The sequence below is a fragment of the Massilia sp. CFBP9026 genome (genome assembly GCF_034045165.1).
Classification (GTDB): domain Bacteria; phylum Pseudomonadota; class Gammaproteobacteria; order Burkholderiales; family Burkholderiaceae_D; genus Telluria; species Telluria arenae.
In genome coordinates, this window is the sequence record NZ_JAXCWH010000001.1 from 620,240 (window position 1) to 638,864 (window position 18,625).

The 18,625-nt window shown below is 63.0% G+C and carries 12 protein-coding genes; 8 read left to right on the plus strand and 4 right to left on the minus strand.

Annotated elements, in window-relative coordinates:
* Window positions 1-110: 110 nt before the first annotated feature.
* Together SOM28_RS02640 and ppk1 are read right to left on the minus strand one after the other, a co-directional pair.
* Entirely contained in the window at window positions 111-569 is a 459-nt protein-coding gene (locus SOM28_RS02640) for a SixA phosphatase family protein (protein WP_320467085.1), read from the minus strand.
* Window positions 541-2,703 (minus strand): polyphosphate kinase 1, encoded by a 2,163-nt coding sequence (ppk1, locus tag SOM28_RS02645; RefSeq protein WP_123072331.1) that lies wholly within the window; start codon window positions 2,701-2,703, stop codon window positions 541-543. Before ppk1 ends, SOM28_RS02640 begins: the two co-directional genes overlap by 29 nt.
* A 159-nt stretch (window positions 2,704-2,862) precedes the next feature.
* Here ppk1 and lepB point away from each other — a divergent pair, with 159 nt between their 5' ends.
* Window positions 2,863-3,537 (plus strand): signal peptidase I, encoded by a 675-nt coding sequence (lepB, locus tag SOM28_RS02650; protein WP_123072334.1) that lies wholly within the window; start codon window positions 2,863-2,865, stop codon window positions 3,535-3,537.
* An 86-nt stretch (window positions 3,538-3,623) separates the two neighbouring features.
* A complete protein-coding gene (locus SOM28_RS02655) occupies window positions 3,624-4,817 on the plus strand; it encodes a multidrug effflux MFS transporter (protein WP_123072333.1) in 1,194 nt (397 codons plus the stop codon).
* A gap of 193 nt (window positions 4,818-5,010) precedes the next feature.
* Here the strand turns inward: SOM28_RS02655 and smpB are convergent, their stop codons facing one another.
* On the minus strand, window positions 5,011-5,460 hold the full coding sequence (gene smpB, locus SOM28_RS02660) for an SsrA-binding protein SmpB (RefSeq protein ID WP_123072330.1): 450 nt from the start codon (window positions 5,458-5,460) through the stop codon (window positions 5,011-5,013).
* Between the two features lie 95 nt (window positions 5,461-5,555).
* On the opposite strand from smpB, the gene SOM28_RS02665 reads away from it, so the two are divergent.
* The 3 genes from SOM28_RS02665 (at window position 5,556) to SOM28_RS02675 (ending at window position 7,618) form a co-directional block, all read left to right on the plus strand.
* Window positions 5,556-5,987: a type II toxin-antitoxin system RatA family toxin gene (locus SOM28_RS02665; RefSeq protein ID WP_123072329.1), complete on the plus strand. Its 432-nt coding sequence runs from the start codon at window positions 5,556-5,558 to the stop codon at window positions 5,985-5,987.
* On the plus strand, window positions 5,980-6,297 hold the full coding sequence (locus tag SOM28_RS02670) for an RnfH family protein (protein WP_320467086.1): 318 nt from the start codon (window positions 5,980-5,982) through the stop codon (window positions 6,295-6,297). The genes SOM28_RS02665 and SOM28_RS02670 overlap by 8 nt, the downstream gene beginning before the upstream one ends.
* A gap of 175 nt (window positions 6,298-6,472) precedes the next feature.
* Window positions 6,473-7,618 (plus strand): GGDEF domain-containing protein, encoded by a 1,146-nt coding sequence (locus SOM28_RS02675; RefSeq protein ID WP_320467087.1) that lies wholly within the window; start codon window positions 6,473-6,475, stop codon window positions 7,616-7,618.
* A gap of 4 nt (window positions 7,619-7,622) precedes the next feature.
* Here SOM28_RS02675 and SOM28_RS02680 read toward each other — a convergent pair whose 3' ends face one another.
* Window positions 7,623-8,123, minus strand: coding sequence for a DUF4124 domain-containing protein (locus SOM28_RS02680; protein ID WP_320467088.1), 501 nt, complete (start codon window positions 8,121-8,123; stop codon window positions 7,623-7,625).
* A 150-nt stretch (window positions 8,124-8,273) separates the two neighbouring features.
* Between SOM28_RS02680 and guaB the strand changes: the two genes are divergently transcribed.
* The 3 genes from guaB (at window position 8,274) to proA (ending at window position 18,555) form a co-directional block, all read left to right on the plus strand.
* Window positions 8,274-9,734, plus strand: a complete 1,461-nt coding sequence (gene guaB / locus SOM28_RS02685) for an IMP dehydrogenase (protein WP_123072325.1) — start codon at window positions 8,274-8,276, stop codon at window positions 9,732-9,734.
* Between the two features lie 154 nt (window positions 9,735-9,888).
* Window positions 9,889-11,499, plus strand: coding sequence for a glutamine-hydrolyzing GMP synthase (gene guaA, locus SOM28_RS02690; RefSeq protein ID WP_123069510.1), 1,611 nt, complete (start codon window positions 9,889-9,891; stop codon window positions 11,497-11,499).
* A 492-nt stretch (window positions 11,500-11,991) separates the two neighbouring features.
* Window positions 11,992-18,555, plus strand: a complete 6,564-nt coding sequence (gene proA / locus SOM28_RS02695) for an anti-phage protein ProA (protein ID WP_320467089.1) — start codon at window positions 11,992-11,994, stop codon at window positions 18,553-18,555.
* The last annotated feature ends 70 nt before the right edge of the window (window positions 18,556-18,625 follow it).

Genomic DNA, 18,625 nt, shown 5'->3' on the forward strand with positions numbered 1-18,625 from the left:
ACCTAAGTTTCTTGAGCAGTAGGCAACATCGAACATCTCCTCAGCGCGAGCACGCTTGGGTTCCAGCCTTCGCGGGAACGACGTGCCGGGACTGGTGGTTTCGTTCGGCCTTAGCGCAATTTGCCGATCACATCCGGCCCCGCCACCAGCCGGATATATGGCACGCCATCCGCCTCCTTGTGTTCGATCCAGAACACGCCCGCCTTGCGGATGCGCCAATCCTGCTTGGTCCCGCACAGCACCATCGACGCCACCTGGCCCAGCAGCGGCTGGTGGCCGACGATCAGCGCCGGCTGGCGGTGCTCGGGCCAGCCGCAGGCTTCGATGATCGCTTCCGCGCTCGATTCGGTGCCCAGCGCCTCGACCACCTCGTAGCGCCGCCCCAGCGCCTCCACCGTCTGGATGCAGCGCGTGGCGGGGCTCACCAGGATGCGGCAAGCGGGCGGCAGCTTGCGGTCCAGCCAGGCGCCCATGCGCGCGGCGTGGCGTTGGCCCTTGGGCGTCAGTTCGCGGGCGGAATCCGGCTCTCCCGGCTCGGCCTCAGCGTGGCGCCACAGGATCAGTTCCATTATCGTTTTCCTTGTCGTCGGTATCGTTATTGAGGTTGGCGGCGCCCAGCAGCTCCATCAGCACCTGTTGTGCGCTGTACTGCCCCTGCTTGCCGCGCGCCTTGCGGCGGCGGTAGCGGCCGTCGGGAGCCAGTTCCCAGGCATTGACGTTGTCTTTCAGGTAGGGCTGCAGGCCCTCGCGCATCACGCGCCGCTTGAGCGCCGTCGAGCGGATCGGGAATGCCACTTCGACCCGGCGGAACAGGTTGCGGTTCATCCAGTCCGCGCTGCTGAGTACCACGTCGTGCTTCAGGTCGTTGCGGAAGTAGAAGATGCGGGTGTGCTCCAAAAAGCGCCCGACGATCGAGCGCACCTTGATGTTTTCGGACAGGCCGTCCACTCCCGGGCGCAGCGCGCAGGCGCCGCGGATGATGAGGTCGATCTTGACCCCCGCATTCGAGGCCTCGTACAGCGCCTTGATCACCGATTCGTCAGTGAGCGAATTCATCTTGGCAATGATGCGGCCCGGCCGGCCGTGGCGCGCGATATCGGCTTCCTGGCGGATCGCGCGCACGACTTCCTTCTGCAGCGAGAACGGCGCCAGCCAGATGCTCGACAGCTGCTTGGGCCGGGTCATGCTGGTGAGGTGGATGAAGACCTCGTTGACGTCCGAGGTCAGGTCCGGGTCTGCCGTCAGCAGCCCCATATCGGTATAGAACTTGGCCGTGGTCGGGTTGTAGTTGCCGGTGCCCAGGTGGGCGTAGCGGCGCAGTCCACTGGGCTCGCGGCGCAGCACCAGGGCCATCTTGGCATGGGTCTTGAGGCCGACCACGCCATACACGACTTGGGCTCCGGCCTGCTCGAGCTTCTCGGCCCAGTTGATATTGGCCTCCTCGTCGAAGCGCGCCATCAGCTCGACGATGACGGTGACTTCCTTGCCGCGCCGCGCGGCCTCGATCAGGGCTTCGACCAGTTCCGAATTGCTGCCGGCGCGGTAGATGGTCTGCTTGATCGCCACCACGTTCGGATCGGCCGCGGCGCAGGCGATGAAGTTGATCACCGGCTGGAACGACTCGAACGGGTGGTGCAGCAGCGCGTCGTGCTTGCGCAGCGTGGCGAACAGGTCGGGGCCGGACAGCTTGCCGGCATAGCCGGGGACGAACGGCGGGAATTTCAGCTCGGCCTGGTCGTTGGCGTTGACGATCTCCAGCAGGCGGCCCAGGTTGACCGGACCGTCGACCTTGAACAGGCGGCTGCGGTCGATCTGGAACTGGTTGAGCAGGAAGTTAGACAGGTGCTCGGGGCAGGAACGGCCTACCTCGAGGCGCACCGCGAAGCCGTACTGGCGGCCATGCAGTTCGCTCTGCAGCGCCTGGCGCAGGTTCTTGACTTCTTCCTCGTCGACCCACAGGTCGCTGTTGCGGGTAACGCGGAACTGCGAGTAAGAGACCACTTCGCGGCCGGTGAACAGGTCGGCCATATGGGCCTGGATCACCGACGACAGCATGCAGTAGGAGGCGCCTTTCTTGTCCGAGAGCTCGTCCGGTAGCCGGATCACGCGCGGCAGCACGCGCGGCGCCTTCATGATGGCGATGCCCGAGCCGCGCCCGAAGGCATCCTTGCCCGCGAGTTCCACGATGAAGTTCAGGCTTTTATTGATCACGCGCGGGAAGGGGTGGGCCGGGTCGAGTCCGATCGGCGTGAGCAGCGGGCGCACCTCGCGGTCGAAGTATTGCTTGACCCAGGCGCGCTGGGCGGCGTTGCGCTCGCTGCGGTGCAGCAGATGGATGCCGTGCTCGGACAGCTGTGGCAGGATCTCGGTGTTGAACAGGCTATACTGGCGCGCGATCAGGTGACGGCATTCGGCGCTGGCGCGTTCCAGGCTGGCTGCGAGGCCATCGGGCAGGGCGCCGCTGGCGCGGTCGAGCTGGTACTGGGCCAGCAGGCTGGCGACCCGCACTTCGAAGAATTCGTCCAGGTTGCTCGCCACGATGCACAAGAAGCGCAGCCGTTCGAGCAGGGGCACCGACGGGTCTTCGGCCTGGGCCAGCACGCGGCGGTTGAATTCGAGCAGCGACAGTTCGCGGTTCAGATAGGCGCCGCCGTCGGAAAATTGTTTGAGCTCAGCCTCGATGGCCTTTTTCTTCATATCCATATTCTGCGGTCGTAGTCGTCCCGCAGGCAGTGTAGATGTCAAATATGACAGCCCGGTGACACTCGTCCCCGCCGCTGCCGCCATTTCCTTAATGAACTGCTAAGCCTCGTATCGAAGGCGGCGGCTATGCTTGGCGCTCCATTCACCGAGGAGTCGTCCATGAAAAACTTCGTCCGCGCCAACAAGGGCTTCCTGATGTTCCTGCTGTTGTTCGGCGTGTTTCGCAGCGCGGTGGCCGACTGGAGCCCGATCCCGAGCGGCTCGATGCGCCCCAATCTGCTCGAGGGCGACGTGGTGCTGATCAACCGCATGGCCTTCGACCTCAAGATACCATTGACTGAGCACAGCGTGGCGCACCTGGGCGAGCCGGCGCGCGGCGACATGGTCGTGTTCCATTCGCCGCAAGACGACACGCGCCTGATCAAGCGCGTGCTGGCGGTTCCGGGCGACCTGGTCGAAATGCGGGGCGACCGCCTGTTCGTCAATGGCGAAGGCGCCAGTTACGCAGTGCTGGGCGAGGCGCGCGAGCGCAGCCGCGGCATCGAGGTGGGCGCGATCCGCATGGAAGAGCGGGTGGCCGGCACGCGCCAGCGCATCCAGGTCTTGCCGGGCGTGCCGGCGCCGCGCAACTTCGCGCCGCAGCGCATCCCGGCCGGCCAGTACCTGATGTTGGGCGACAACCGCAACGACAGCGCCGATTCGCGCGTGATCGGCCTGGTGCCGCGCGAGAAGCTGATCGGCCGCGCCGAACGGATCCTCGTGTCGGCTGCCTATCAGGAGAACTGGATGCCGCGCCTGGACCGCTTCGGCATGTCGCTGCGTGAGGATCGGTGAAGATTGGCGGGATCGAAATAGCGTACAATCGCGTCCCCCCAATGCCGCATCCTGCGGTGTTGGCAATGATCCCGAAAGTGCAGTACATGCAAAAGCTCCTCACCGTCATCCTCGCCTGCCTCGGCATGATCGGCGCCCTGGCCATCGACACCTATCTGCCGTCGATGCCGGCCATTGGTGTCGAATTCGGGGTCGGCCCGGTGGCCGTGCAGCAGACCCTGAGCGTGTTCCTGTTCACGTTCGCCTTCATGATGCTGTTCTACGGCACCCTGTCGGATTCCTTCGGCCGCCGCCCCGTGATCCTGGCTGCGCTGTCGGTCTATACGCTGGCTTCGATCGGCGCGGCCTGGGCGCCAAGCTTCGGCTGGCTGCTGGTGTTCCGCGCGCTGCAGGGCCTGTCGGCCGGCGCCGGCTCGGTGATCGGCCAGGCCATCGTGCAGGACCGTTTCTCGGGCGCGCAAGCCCAGCGCATGATGTCGCACATCATGATGGTGTTCGGCCTGGCGCCGGCCATCGCCCCGATCCTGGGCGGCTGGCTGCACGTGACCTTCGGCTGGCGCTCGTCCTTTGTATTCCTGGCCGTGTTCGGCGCGGCGATGATCCTGATGGTCATGAAGCTGCTGCCGGAAAGCCTGCCGGTCGAGAAGCGCCAGGCCTTCCATCCCGGCACCATCGGCCGCAACTACCTGATGGTGCTGCGCAACCCGCAATTCGTGTTCCTGGCGCTGTCGGTGGGCCTGGCCTTCAGCGGCCTGTCGCTTTACATCGGCTCGGCCTCGAACTTCGTGATGGAGATCCTCGGCCTGCCCGAGACGGCGTTCGCGTGGATGTTCATCCCGCTGGTGGGCGGCATGGTGGTGGGTTCGGCCTGGGGCGGCAAGCGTGCCCACAGTTCTACGCCGGGCGGCATGATGTGGACCGGCTACGCCGTGATGACGCTGGGCGTGGTGCTCAACGTCGGCTATCACGGCCTGTTCCCGGCCAGCGTGCCATGGTCGGTGCTGCCGCTGTTCGTGTACACCTTCGGCCTGGCGGTGGCGATGCCGGCGGTGCAGCTGACCGCGATGGGCCTGTTCCCGAGCAACCGGGGGCTGGCCTCGTCGATGGTCGGCTTCATCCAGATGATGTCGTTCGCGCTGGTCTCGGGCCTGGTGGCGCCGCTGCTGTTCGACAGCGCGCTGAAACTGGCGCTGGGCGTGGCGGGTGGCCTGTTGCTGAGCTTTGGGGCCTGGCGCCTGTCGGTGCGCAGTGCGGTGGCGCCGAAGGTGCAGGAGGCCTGAGGCGGGCGCATACCGTCAACGGCATACCAATACCACCAACGTCGCTCCCGCGAAGGCGGGAGCCCAAGTCATTCAATAGGTCCGCTACGTCGAACGGAGAGCGGGGGCGTGCGAACTTGGGCTCCCGCCTTCGCGGGAGCGACGTGGTAGGTGCGGGAGCGACGTGGAGATTGCCGAGCCGCGTTTTTATTCGTCAGCGGCGGTTGGTCTTCATCGCCTGGTTGACTTCGCGCTTGGCGTCGCGGTCCTTCTCGGTCGCGCGCTTGTCGTGCTGCTTCTTGCCCTTGGCCAGGCCGATCTCGCACTTCACGCGGCCTTTCTTCATGTGCAGGTTGAGCGGCACCAGCGTGAAGCCGGCGCGCTCGACCTTGCCGATGAGCTTGTCGATTTCGGCCCGGTGCAGCAGCAGCTTGCGCGAGCGCAGCGCCTCCGGGTGGCTAAAGGTGGAAGTCGTCGTCAACGCACTGACGTGCGCGCCGAACAGGTAGAGCTCGTTATTGCGCACGAGCACATAGGCTTCCTTGATCTGCACCCGCCCTTCGCGGATGGCTTTTACTTCCCAACCCTCCAGCACCAGACCCGCTTCGTAGCGGTCTTCGATGAAGTAGTCAAAAAAGGCTTTTTTATTGTCAGCGATGCTCATGAAAAGGCGAAAATTCGCGTGTCGGTTAAACTACTGCCATTGCGCCAACGAATGGCGCATGCAACTTGACCAACATCATAACAAACGGTTGACCAATGGCAGTAGTGCACAAATCAGTTTTCCTTGGCTATAGCGCAGAACAGATGTTCGACCTCGTTGCCAAGGTCGAGGATTATCCAAAGTTCCTGCCCTGGTGCGCAGGCGTCAAGGTCGTCGAGCGGACCGATGACAAGCTGGTCGCCAGCCTGCAAATCAATTTCCACGGCGTCAAGCAAAGCTTCACGACATCGAACCACAACCAGCGCCCGACCCAGATGAAGATGCACCTGGTCGACGGTCCTTTCAAGATGCTGGAGGCGACGTGGAGTTTCAAGGCCCTGCGTGAAGACGCCTGCAAGATCGACTTCGACATGCAGTACGAATTCTCGAGCGTGATCCTGGCCCAGATCGTCGGCCCCGTGTTCGGCATGATCGCCAACAGCATGGTCGACTCGTTCTGCAAGCGCGCCGAGGCGGTGTATGGCTGAGCTGCTGGGCATTTCGGTGTGCTATGCCAGCGACAAGGTCGAATGGCTGCACCAGATGCAGGTGGAGGCGGGTACGACGATCGGCGAGGCGATCGAGCGCAGCGGCGTTCTCGCAGCCTTCCCGGATATCAACCTGACGACGCAGCCGGTCGGCATCTACGCCAAGAAAAAAACGCTCGACACCGTGCTGCGTGAGCGCGACCGCATCGAGATCTACCGGCCGCTGGTGGCCGATCCCAAGGAGTCGCGCCGCAAGCGCGCGGCCAAGAAAGAGCGCAGCGCGACGGACCCGGCGGCCGACGGCGCCTAGCACCCGTGCAGGGCGTGCTAGCCTTAATTGTTGCGCAACTGCAATAATTGGATAGATTTCTCGGGGTTTCTTGGTATCATGAAGGATCCCATGGGGCAGAGGCAACGTTTCCACCTGCCGCCTTTCTACCCGCCTTATTGCTGTGCCGATGTTGAATGCCCTGAGTCTGATATTAGTGACCACCGCCTTGTCGGGGGTCATGCTGCTGGTCCTGTCCTCGCTCGCCAAGAGCGGGGTGGCGGGCATTCGCGAGTGGCGGCGGGCGAACCTGCTGGCGGTGGCGGCCCTGCTGTTGTTCGCGGCGCGGGGAGCGGTCCCCGAGTTCCTGACCATCGAGGTGGCCAACGCGCTCTACCTCGGCACGATCACGATGAGTTACGTCGGTTTTCGGCGCTTCCTGGGACGCTCCGTCCCGTGGCGCTGGCTGGCCGGCGCCGCCCTGGCCGCGATGTCCGCGCTCGTCTTCTTCCACCATGCGGTCGAATCGGCGCCGCTGCGCATCGTGGCGATGTCGCTCTACCATGGCGCCGTCTGTTTCGCGATCGGCACCACCCTGCGCGGGACGGTGGAGCCGAGCCTGCGCTATTCGTTCACCTTCACTCGCTGCGCCGCCCTGGTGCTGGGCGTCGGCCACGCCTGGCGCGGAACCTTCTACGCCATCGACGCCTACCAGCCTTATTCGCTGCTCGAGGCAAGCACCTATAACCTGGTGTTTTTCGCGATCGGCACCCTGGCGCTGCCGGCGCTGACCCTGGGCGCCGTGATGATGGCCAATGCGCGCCTGATCGCCGCCAGCACGCATGCCGCCGACCACGACCACCTGACCGGGGCCGCTTCGCGCCGCGCCTTCTTCGCTTTCGCCGAGCGCGAGCTGGCGCGGGCCGAACGCCGCGGCAGCGGTCTGGGCCTGCTGCTGGTGGACGCCGACCACTTCAAGCGCATCAACGACACCCATGGCCACGGCGTGGGCGACCAGGTGCTGCGCGACCTCGTCGAGCGCACCCAGCAAGTGATCCGCAAGATCGACTACTGTGCGCGCCTGGGCGGCGAGGAGTTCGCGGTACTGCTGCCCGATGCCGACGACGGCACGGTACTGGCGGTGGCCCAGCGCCTGCGCGCCGCGCTCGAACGTGCGCCGCAGGCGGAAGTGGGCGCGGCCGGCGTGTCCTGTACGGTCAGCATCGGCATGGCCATGCTGCAGCCGGGCGAAGGCATCGCGAGCCTGATGGCGCGCGCCGATACGGCCCTGTATGCGGCCAAGGCGGGCGGGCGCAACCGCGTGGAGGCCGCGTCCGAGCCAGTGAGCGCGCCGGCCGCGTAGCGGATCAGCGGCACTCCTGCAGTGCGCGCCTGACCTGTTCGCTGCGCGCGGCCTTTTCTTCGTCGCTCATATAGGTTTTTTCGCCATCGGGGCCGACCCGCGCGACGCGGATGCCCGAGTTCAGGCTGGCCTGCGTCTCGCGGGCCGCCGCGCAATGCTCGGCCAGGCGCTTGCGGCGCTCAGCGTCTTCCTGATTCTTCTGCTCCAGCTCCGCGCGCGCCTTGCTGCGTTCGCGGAAAGCTGCCTCCTGCTCGGCCAGCGTGGGCGGCCTGGCGGCGTCCTGGCTCCCGGCAGCAGGCTCGGCGCTGGTCTGTGAAGAGGTCGCCGGTTCCATTGCGGGGCGGCCGGGCGCCTTGAGGATCTTGCCGGCCGGCGTGCCCGGCGGTGGCGGGCGGTCGGAATACTGGCGCGTGCCGTTAGGGCCGATCCAGACGTACTGGGCGTGGGCGGCGGTGGCGGCGACGAGGAGCAGGGCGCCGAGGGCGTGTCTGGAAAAAAGAGGCATGAAATGGTTCCCGAATGATCGCGTCGATTTCGCCATGTCCTGGCTCGGCTGTCAATTGCCTGGAGCACCGAGCAAAAGAAATTTTGGCCTCCCCGGCGACGGAAATTGAGAGTTTCTGTATAATTTGCTTTTGCGCCTATAGGAAATACTATGCGTCTCCTCCAAAAAGCACTCACCTTCGATGACGTGCTGCTCGTCCCCGCTTACTCCAACATTCTTCCGGCTGCAACTTCGCTCCGCACCAAGCTGACGCGTAATATTTCGCTGAACATTCCGCTGCTGTCGGCGGCGATGGACACCGTGACCGAAGCGAATCTCGCGATCGCGATGGCGCAAGAAGGCGGCATCGGCATCATCCACAAGAACCTGCGTCCGGCCGACCAGGCGCGCGAAGTGGCGCGGGTGAAGCGTTTTGAAGCCGGCGTGCTGCGCGATCCGATCACGATCCCGCCGACCATGAAGATCCGTGAAGTGCTGGCGCTCTCGCAGCAGCACGGCATCAGTGGCTTCCCGGTGGTCGAGGGCAGCCAGGTGGTGGGCATCATCACCAACCGCGACCTGCGCTTCGAAGAAGACCTGGAGGCCGAAGCGCGCGCCAAGATGACGCCGCGCGACAAGCTGGTGACCGTGAAGGAGGACGCGGACACCGCTGAAGCCAAGCGCCTGATGAACAAGCACCGCCTGGAGCGCGTGCTGGTGGTCAACGACGAGTTCGAGCTGCGCGGCCTGATCACCGTGAAGGACATCCAGAAGTCGCACGAGCACCCGCTGGCCTCGAAGGATTCGCAGGGCAAGCTGCTGGTCGGCGCCGCCACCGGCGTGGGCCCGCGCGACGAGGAGCGCATCGAGCTGCTGGTCGCCGCCGGCGTGGACGTGCTGGTGGTCGACACCGCCCACGGCCACTCGCAGGGCATCCTGGACCGCGTGAAATGGATCAAGGAGCGCTTCCCGCACGTGGACGTCATCGGCGGCAACATCGCCACCGCCGCCGCCGCACTGGCGCTGGTGGAAGCGGGCGCCGATGCGGTCAAGGTCGGCATCGGCCCAGGCTCGATCTGCACCACCCGTATCGTCGCCGGCGTCGGCGTGCCGCAGATTACCGCGATCTCGAACGTGGCCAAGGCACTGGAAGGCACCGGCGTGCCGTGCATCGCCGACGGCGGCATCCGCTTCTCGGGCGACATCTCGAAAGCGCTGGCAGCCGGCGCCCACACGGTCATGATGGGTTCGATGTTCGCCGGTACTGAAGAAGCACCAGGCGAAGTGATCCTGTACCAGGGCCGCAGCTACAAATCCTATCGCGGTATGGGCAGCCTGGGCGCGATGGCCGACGGTTCGGCCGACCGCTACTTCCAGGAAGCCTCGAGCAAGGCCGACAAGTTTGTCCCGGAAGGCATCGAGGGCCGCGTCGCCTACAAGGGCAGCGTGCTGGCGATCATCTTCCAGCTGATCGGCGGCGTGCGCCAGTCGATGGGCTACTGCGGCTGCGCCACCATCGAAGAGCTGCGCGAGAAGGCGGAGTTCGTCGAGATCACCTCGGCCGGCATGCGCGAATCGCATGTGCACGATGTGCAGATCACCAAGGAAGCGCCGAACTATCGTTCGGAATAAGCCATATCGCGCGGCCGCCCGGCGGCCACTCGTGGGGTGGACGGCTTGCCGTCCACGCGTTCAACCATCGCTCGCGTTGCCTGGACGCGTGGAAGGCGGAGCCTTCCACCCTACCGAATTCCTCTCCACGAATTCCTCACCATAGACGCATCCCATGCATTCCAAAATCCTCATCCTCGATTTCGGCTCCCAGGTCACCCAGCTGATCGCGCGCCGCGTGCGCGACGCCGGCGTGTTCTCCGAAGTCTTCCCCTATGACGTCAGCGACGAGTTCGTCCGCGAATACGGCGCCTCGGGCATCATCCTGTCGGGCAGCCACAACTCGACGCTCGAAGGCGATTCGCCGCGCGCGCCTCAGGCGGTGTTCGAAGCCGGCGTGCCGGTGCTGGGCATCTGCTACGGCATGCAGACCATGGCGGCCCAGCTGGGCGGCAAGGTCGAGAACGGCCTGAAACGCGAATTCGGCTACGCCGAAGTGCGCGCCCGCAATCACACCGCGCTGCTGAACGGCATCAACGACTTCGTCACCGACGAAGGCCACGGCATGCTGAAGGTGTGGATGAGCCACGGCGACAAGGTCCTGGACATGCCGCAAGGCTTCAAGCTGATGGGCTCGACCGACAGCTGCCCGATCGCCGCCATGGCCGACGAAGAGCGCCGCTTCTACGCGCTGCAATTCCACCCGGAAGTGACGCACACCACCCAGGGCGAAGCCATCATCGGCCGCTTTGTGCACGAGATCTGCGGCTGCAAGTCGGATTGGAACATGCCGGACTACATCGGCGAAGCCGTCGCCAAGATCCGCGAACAGGTCGGCACCGATGAAGTCATTCTTGGCCTGTCGGGCGGCGTCGATTCGAGCGTCGCCGCTGCGCTGATCCACCGCGCGATCGGCGACCAGCTGACCTGCGTGTTCGTCGACCACGGCCTGCTGCGCAAGGATGAAGGCAAGATGGTCATGGACATGTTCTCCAAGAATCTGGGCGTGAAAGTCATCCGCATCGATGCCGAGGCGCAGTTCATGGGCCACCTGGCCGGCGTCACTGATCCAGAGCAGAAGCGCAAGATCATCGGCCGCGAGTTCGTCGAGGTGTTCCAGGTCGAGGCGGGCAAGCTGTCCAACGCCAAGTGGCTGGCGCAGGGCACGATTTATCCGGACGTGATCGAGTCGGCCGGCAAGGGCAAGAAGGGCCAGACCATCAAGAGCCACCACAATGTGGGCGGGCTGCCCGAGACCCTGAACCTGAAGCTGCTCGAGCCGCTGCGCGAGCTGTTCAAGGACGAGGTGCGTAAATTGGGTGTGGCGCTTGGGCTGCCGCACGACATGGTCTATCGTCATCCGTTCCCTGGCCCGGGCCTGGGCGTGCGTATTCTCGGCGAAGTCAAGAAAGAGTATGCGGACCTGCTGCGCGAGGCGGATGCGATCTTCATCGAAGAGCTGCGCAATACGCCGTTCGAAGTGCCAATGGTGCCGGGTATCGATGCTGGCAAGGCGCCGGTCAATTGGTATGAGGCGACCAGCCAGGCGTTTGCGGTGTTCCTGCCGGTGAAGTCGGTGGGCGTGATGGGCGATGGGCGTACTTATGAGTACGTGGTTGCGCTACGCGCGGTGCAGACACTGGACTTCATGACGGCGCAGTGGGCGCATTTGCCGCATTCGTTGCTGGGCAAGGTGAGCAATCGCATCATCAATGAAGTGCGTGGTTTGAACCGTGTCGTATATGACATTTCGGGCAAACCGCCGGCCACGATCGAGTGGGAGTGAGGGATTTTTTTAAGTTTTTGATTTCTAGTTAAAAAATAAGCCGCTGATTTTTTCTAACCGAAAGATCAGCGGTTTTTTTGTTGGGACAGTTTCTTTCTCCGACGGAGCTATATCGGAACCCGCATACGCACCTGCCGCCGGCTGTTCATTAGTCGGCAGATCTTTTATCCCCCAAGAGTACTTACGGACGTTCCCCGTAAATATGTAGAGGCTGTTTCCACATTTGCAATTCTGTTGCTAATTAGGCACATGGGGGAGCGATCCTCGGGCTGGCTCTTTGTGGACGATTTAACATCTCTCGCGAAGGATTAGCGAATTTTTTTATAGTGCTAAAGGTCACTACAGCCAAAACTGTCTAAGTGCAGGTTTAACACTTGAGATAGATTTGGTGAGTAATTGGTAAATCTCATTGTGTTACCGTTGAAGGTGGACTTATGTCTTCGTGAGATCCACGTAGAACAGGATGAGTTGGTTTGTGACCGGGATTGGGGGATGAGTGTGGAACAGGTTTTGGACTCGGCGGTAAATACCGTCGTGGCGCGAGTAGATTACGAGATTCATATTTCGAACGCCAGTAAGCTCAACCTCGCTGATTTCCAGAACGCGGTGCCGCTTTTGCGCGAATTGGCGATCGCCAACCAGAGTGACCGGGAACTCTTGCAATTGCAGGTACGTCTTGAGTCCTTCCCGCCGTTCGTGAAGCCAAAGACGTGGTCCATCGACGCATGCGATGCAATATCGCGGTATCACATCAAGGATTGTGACGTTGCGCTGGACGGCATCCTGCTCGCCAGGTTAACCGAAGCCGAGACCTCGACCATTACGGTATCACTTCTTGAGTTTGCAGGAACGGACAAAGAGCGGGTCCTGGCAACCGAAGAGCGCAAGATCGAACTGCTGCCTCGTAATCAGTGGGGTGGATTGGCTCATCTGCCGGATCTCGTAGCCGCTTTCGTGCAGCCGAACGAACTGGCCGTCGACCGGCTCTTGAAACGCACTGCCCAAGTGCTGCGCGAAGCCGGCAAGAACTCAGCACTAGATGGCTATCAAGGTGGTGCAAAGCGGGCCTGGGAGCTTGCCTCTGCATTGTGGACCGCAGTGGCGGGACTTGGTCTTGATTACGCATTGCCACCTGCGAGCTTCGAACACCGGGGACAAAAGGTGCGCAGCGCTTCGCAGATACTCGATGCCGGTATCGGCACCTGCCTGGACCTCACGCTGCTGTTTTGCTCGGCCCTCGAGCAGGCGGGCCTGAACCCGATGGTCGTGTTCACGAAAGGGCACGCCTTCCCGGGGGTCTGGCTGCGGCATGAAGAGTTCTCGACGGTGGTGGTGGATGACGTTACCGCTATCCGCAAGCGCGTGCGACTCAAGGAATTGGTGTTGTTCGAGAGCACGTTGATCACCCATCGTCCAGCGCCGAGCTTTACATATGCCACCGAGTTCGCCGCACGTGCAATCGCAGAAGAATACGAGGAAGCGTTCGAGCTTGTCGTCGATATCCGGCGTGCGCGGATGCAGCGAATCAAACCGCTCGCCAGCGGCGATAGCCAGGTCGTCGTGACGCCTGACGACGCGACCCAGGCGACTGCGGCGACCTTCGATAGTGGCGCTCCCGATTTTTCTGACGATGCTGCCGTCGCCGAGGAGCCCGTGCTCGATCCCAAGGACAGGCTCGCGCGCTGGCAGCGCAAGCTCCTCGACCTGTCGCTACGCAATAACCTACTCAATTTCAAGGCAGGCAAGAAGGCAGTCCGGATCGATGCCCCGGACCCCGGGGCGTTGGAAGACGTGTTGTCTGGCGGGGCGACAATCCGGCTGCTGCCGCGACCCGATCTGATGGATGGACGTGACCCGCGCGACCAGGCTGTGCATCAGCAGCGCTCCCAAGAGGACGTACGCCGCGAACATGCGCTGGACGCGCTCAGGCGGCGCGAGGTGTTTATCGGCATGCAGGATACTGAACTCGAGACCAGACTAGTCGACATGTATCGCCATGCGCGCACGACGATGCAGGAAGGGGGCGCTAACACACTGTTCTTGGCGCTCGGCTTCCTGAACTGGACGCGCGACGATAAGGGCGGGCAGAAGTACAAGGCGCCGCTAATCCTGATTCCGGTTTCTCTGCACCGCAAGAGCGCCCGCTCTGGCTTCACGGTATCCCTTCATGAGGATGAACCACGCTTTAATCCTACCCTGGTCGAGATGTTGCGCCAGGATTTCAGTTTGAACCTCGGCGTCGTCGATGGCGATCTTCCGCAGGACGACGCCGGCCTGGACATCGCACGCATCTGGAAGACCGTGTCGCATGCGGTCCGCGATGTCAAGGGATGGGAGGTGTCGGACGAAGTCGTTCTGGCATCCTTCTCCTTCGGAAAATACTTGATGTGGGTCGATCTGGCGCAGCGAACCGACCAACTGCGGCAGAACGCGGTCGTGCGCCATCTGATCGACACCCCGCGGGAGCCGTATCCATCCAGTATCGCATTCCCGTTGCCGAAACAGCTTGACGCCGACTTTGCGCCCGAATCGACCTTCTGCCCGTTGCCTGCCGATTCGTCACAGCTGTCGGCCGTCATGGCGGGTGCACGCGGGAAGGACTTTGTCCTGATCGGGCCGCCTGGCACTGGTAAGAGCCAGACCATTGCCAACCTGGTCGCTCAATGCCTCGCCGAGGGCAAACGTGTCCTCTTCGTATCCGAGAAGATCGCGGCGCTGGACGTTGTCTACCGGCGCCTGCGCGAGGTGGGCCTGGGAGAGTTTTGCCTGGAGCTGCATTCGAGCAAAGCACGTAAGCTCGACGTGATCGCGCAATTGCAAAAGGCCTGGGATGCGCAGGGCGATGTTGATCCCGAAGAATGGCGCGCCCAGGCCGTCAAGTTGAAGCGCTATCGTGACGACCTGAACCATTACGTCGAGCGATTGCACCACCGGCACCGGAATGGCCTGACCATCTACATTGCGATCGGCAAGGTCGTCGATGGCATGGATGTGCCCGTCGTCGAATTGTACTGGGCCGATGCGAATGCTCATGACCTCGGGCAGCTCGACCATCTGCGTGATCTGGCCGAACGCCTCGAGGTCAATGCCGAAGCGGTCGGTGCTGGCGATCTGGTCGAAGGCCCGCTGACGGCAGTCGGGCGCGCTGATTGGACGCCGACCTGGCAGCAGAGCTTCATCACCGCAGCGCGCACGGTCGTCCCGGCAGCGCAGAACACCCAGCGCGCGATTTCGGCACTGCAGGACGTTACCGGCTTGCTGGGTCTTCCGACAAACCGGCGTGCCCGCACTGCGATCGCCGACCTGTCGCGCTGCCTTCCCGACGCATTCGGACACCAGTGGGGCTTCGTCTTCCGTCCCGATGTGCGAATGCTGCTGGATCGACTGGGCGAAGGAATGCAATATGTGCTCCAGCATCGCGAACTGACTGCGCAAATCAGCGTCGCCTGGCCCGAGGCTGTCGTCGCCCGCTGCAAGAAAGCGCTCGCATTGCTGGCCGAACGTGAAGGTCTGCATGCACAGCTTGGGAAACCATGGTCGTCCGATGTAGTGTCCGAGCTCGAGAAAGGACTGCGGCTGCTGGAGGAGCTGGCGGCAAGCGAAGATAGCTTGTCGGTCCGGTACGGCGAGCAGGTCGAGCAAGTGAACGTCCATCAGTTGCAGCGGGGCTGGGTGGAGGCAGAGCGCAGCGCCTGGCCGATGTCGTGGCTGCGCAAACGTGCGATCACCAAGGCCGTGCAGGATTGCGTGACGGGAGACGGCGATGCCGACATCGCCGGGGACCTTCCGCTCCTGGTACGCATTCGCGACCTGAAATCCGAGCTTGCGGGGGTCGAGATCGGTCCCATGGTTGAAGGAATCTGGACAGGCTTGAAGACCCGGCAGGAATTCGTTCGAACCGCACTACGGTTCCAGGAATCCTTGACCCAGGCACGTCGGCGCGCCGAATGGGCAGACCAGGAATTCGAGGCAGTCGAGAATGGTAGATGTGGTACCGCGCTGGCCAACGACCTGAATCGATTGCGCACGCTGCGCAGCCTCGACGCCGAGATTGCCGGCATGCAGACGCTGACGGCGGAAACGCAGGGACTGTGGGCTGGCGACGCTACCCAGCCGCATTTACTGGGTGCCGCGCTGCGCTTCGCAACCGCCCTCCGCGCTGTCCAGGACGCGGGGACGCTGCAGGGCGAACACGACGAGGTCGCAGCATCCGGTTGTGGTGCGATACTGGCAAGCGATTACCAGCGGTTGCGCGAGCGCGACGCCGTCGAGGATAAACTGCGTGGATTAGATGAGCTACGCGAGCTGACTGGTGGTATATGGGCAGGGCTGCAGACCAGCGCGGAGGCGATTGAGCGCGTGGCGTCTTTCCATGCCGTGGTCTCTGCCGCAATCGCCAACCTGGCCGAGTCGCCGGATGACGCAGCCGCGCTGCGACAGGCATTCGAGCAGATGGTGGACGAAGGCAACGCCTTGCTCGATCCCTCTGGGCCTTTTGTCGAGGCGGCCAAGCAGTACCGGAGCACGCTCGAGGTATTGCAGGAGGCGATCTCTCCATTGGCAACGATTGGCGCTTTTGACGAAGGTGTAGTACTGCAATTTAACGCCATGGCGCTCGACGATCTGATTGCCTGTTGCGGCCATATCGCGGCTGCCGAGCCGCGTCTCAGGGCTTGGTGCGCGTGGCGAAAAGTGCGAGACGAAACACTGGCGCTTGCGCTGGGCCCAATCGTTCACGCGATGGAAAGCGGCTTGATTGGGCCAAACCAAGTATTACGCGTATTCGAGACCAATTACAGCCGCTGGTGGCTCAATCGTGCGGTCGACGACGAACCCGTCGTCCGCGGTTTTGTATCTGCCGAACACGAGAAGCGAATCGGCGACTTCCGCGCGCTCGACAAACAGTTCACCGACGTGACCCGGGCATGGGTGCGGGCGTCGCTATGCGCTGGCATGCCGAAGGCCGATAGTGTGCCTCGCGCGTCCGAGTGGGGTGTGTTGAGGCATGAGATCGGCAAGAAGAAGCAGCACATGCCGCTGCGCGAACTCATGCAGAGCATTCCGACCGCCCTGGCGAAACTGACGCCGTGCTTGCTGATGAGCCCGCTATCGATCGCCCAGTATCTGGCGGCGGATGCCAGCACGTTCGACGTCGTGGTGTTCGACGAGGCGTCGCAGATCCCGGTGTGGGACGCGATCGGCGCCATGGCACGCGGCCGTCAGGTCGTCATGGTCGGCGACCCGAAGCAACTGCCGCCGACGGCGTTCTTCGATCGCGCCGAATCGTCGTCGGATGACGAGGATGTCGAGACCGATCTGGAAAGTATTCTCGACGAGTGCATGGGTGCGAACTTGCCCACGATGAATTTGGCATGGCATTACCGCAGCCGCAATGAATCGCTGATAGCCTTCTCAAATCACCGCTACTACGGCGGCGGCCTGGTCACCTTCCCGTCTCCAGTCACCGAAGACCGTGCCGTCAGCTTCCATCACGTCGCCGGCGTGTATGAAAAGGGTGGCGCGCGCATCAATAAATCGGAGGCCAAGGCGCTGGTGGCGGACATCGTTGCTCGCCTGAAATCGCCGGGGTTCAAGGAATCGAGGTTGACCATCGGAGTGGTGACCTTCAATACCGAGCAGATGAATCTCATCGAAGACCTGCTTGACGAAGAACGCAGGAAAGATCCGACGCTGGAGTCGTACTTCTCGGAGGTGGAACTGGAGCCGTTGTTCGTGAAGAACCTGGAATCGGTCCAGGGAGACGAGCGCGATATCATCTATTTCTCAGTCACGTATGGGCCTGACCTGTCGGGCGCGGTATCGATGAACTTCGGGCCGATGAACCGGGATGGCGGCGAGCGCCGTCTGAACGTGGCGATTACCCGCGCCCGGCAAGAGCTACGCATTTTTTCAAGTCTCAAAGCTGAACAGTTCGATCTGTCGCGCACGCAAGCGGCAGGGGTCAGGGACCTGAAGCATTTCCTGGAGTTCGCTGAACGAGGGCCTCGTGCATTGGCGGAGGCGACCAAGGGCAGCCTGGGCGGGTTCGAGAGTCCGTTTGAAGAGGCGGTCGCGGCTGCTCTGGCGTCGAAGGGGTGGCAGGTGCAGACGCAGATCGGCGCATCGTCATTCCGCGTGGACCTGGGGGTCGTTCATCCCGATGCTCCTGGTACCTATTTGTGCGGTGTCGAGTGCGACGGTGCAACCTACCACCGTTCAGCGACCGCGCGCGATCGCGACATGCTGCGCGAGCAGGTACTACGTGGCTTGGGTTGGGAAATCGTCCGGATTTGGTCGACCGACTGGTGGGTCGACCGGGAGGGAACGCTCGAGAGGGTGCATGCGGCTCTCGAGCACCTGCTGGACGCAAGCCGTCAGCGGCGCAGTCATGAGAGCCAGCGTGAAGCAGCGTCGGCGCAGGCCAGGGAAGCGATTGCCAAGGCCAGGACCGAGGACAGCGTGCTGGCCGACACCCAGGTTGCAGCAGATATGGCGGGACCGGTCGGAGCCGCTGCGCAGGGTGATGGCGATGCCCATCGCGAAGCGCCTGCTGTCAGGGAGCTGGAGCTCGAACATTCAACTGGCGCCTCCTTGAATGCTGACGCATTCTTTGCCGCGGCGTACGACGATCAGCTTCGAGACTTGGTGCGAGAAATCGTCGGGAACGAAGGACCGATCAGGGACACTGTGCTGGCGCGCAGGATTGCACGCCAGCATGGCTGGCAGCGAACTGGGGCGCGCATCCAGGAGCGCGTTTCTTCGATCGCATTCTCGTGTCTAACGCACACCGCGGAAGACGTTGGGGTGTTTTTCTGGGCGGAAGGTCGAGGGCCTGGGACTGCTGTTGCGTTCCGCGGCGATATTGAAGGCGGGCGAACTCTGGACGAAATTTGTATGGCCGAGCTGGTGTCCGTAGCCTTTTCGGTCATTGCTGAAGGCGCGCCCAGGGAAGGGGCCGTGGTTGCAATGGCGAAGCGGCTGGGGATGACCCATGTCAGGACCGCTGGTCGCGGGCGACTTGAAAGCGCACTTGCCGCTGCTGGACAGGGGGGGTAGGAGGCAGGGGCGTCGTGAGTGTGCATTCGTTTCCGCGTACGGTCTTGGGATGGCGGCCCACACAACCTTG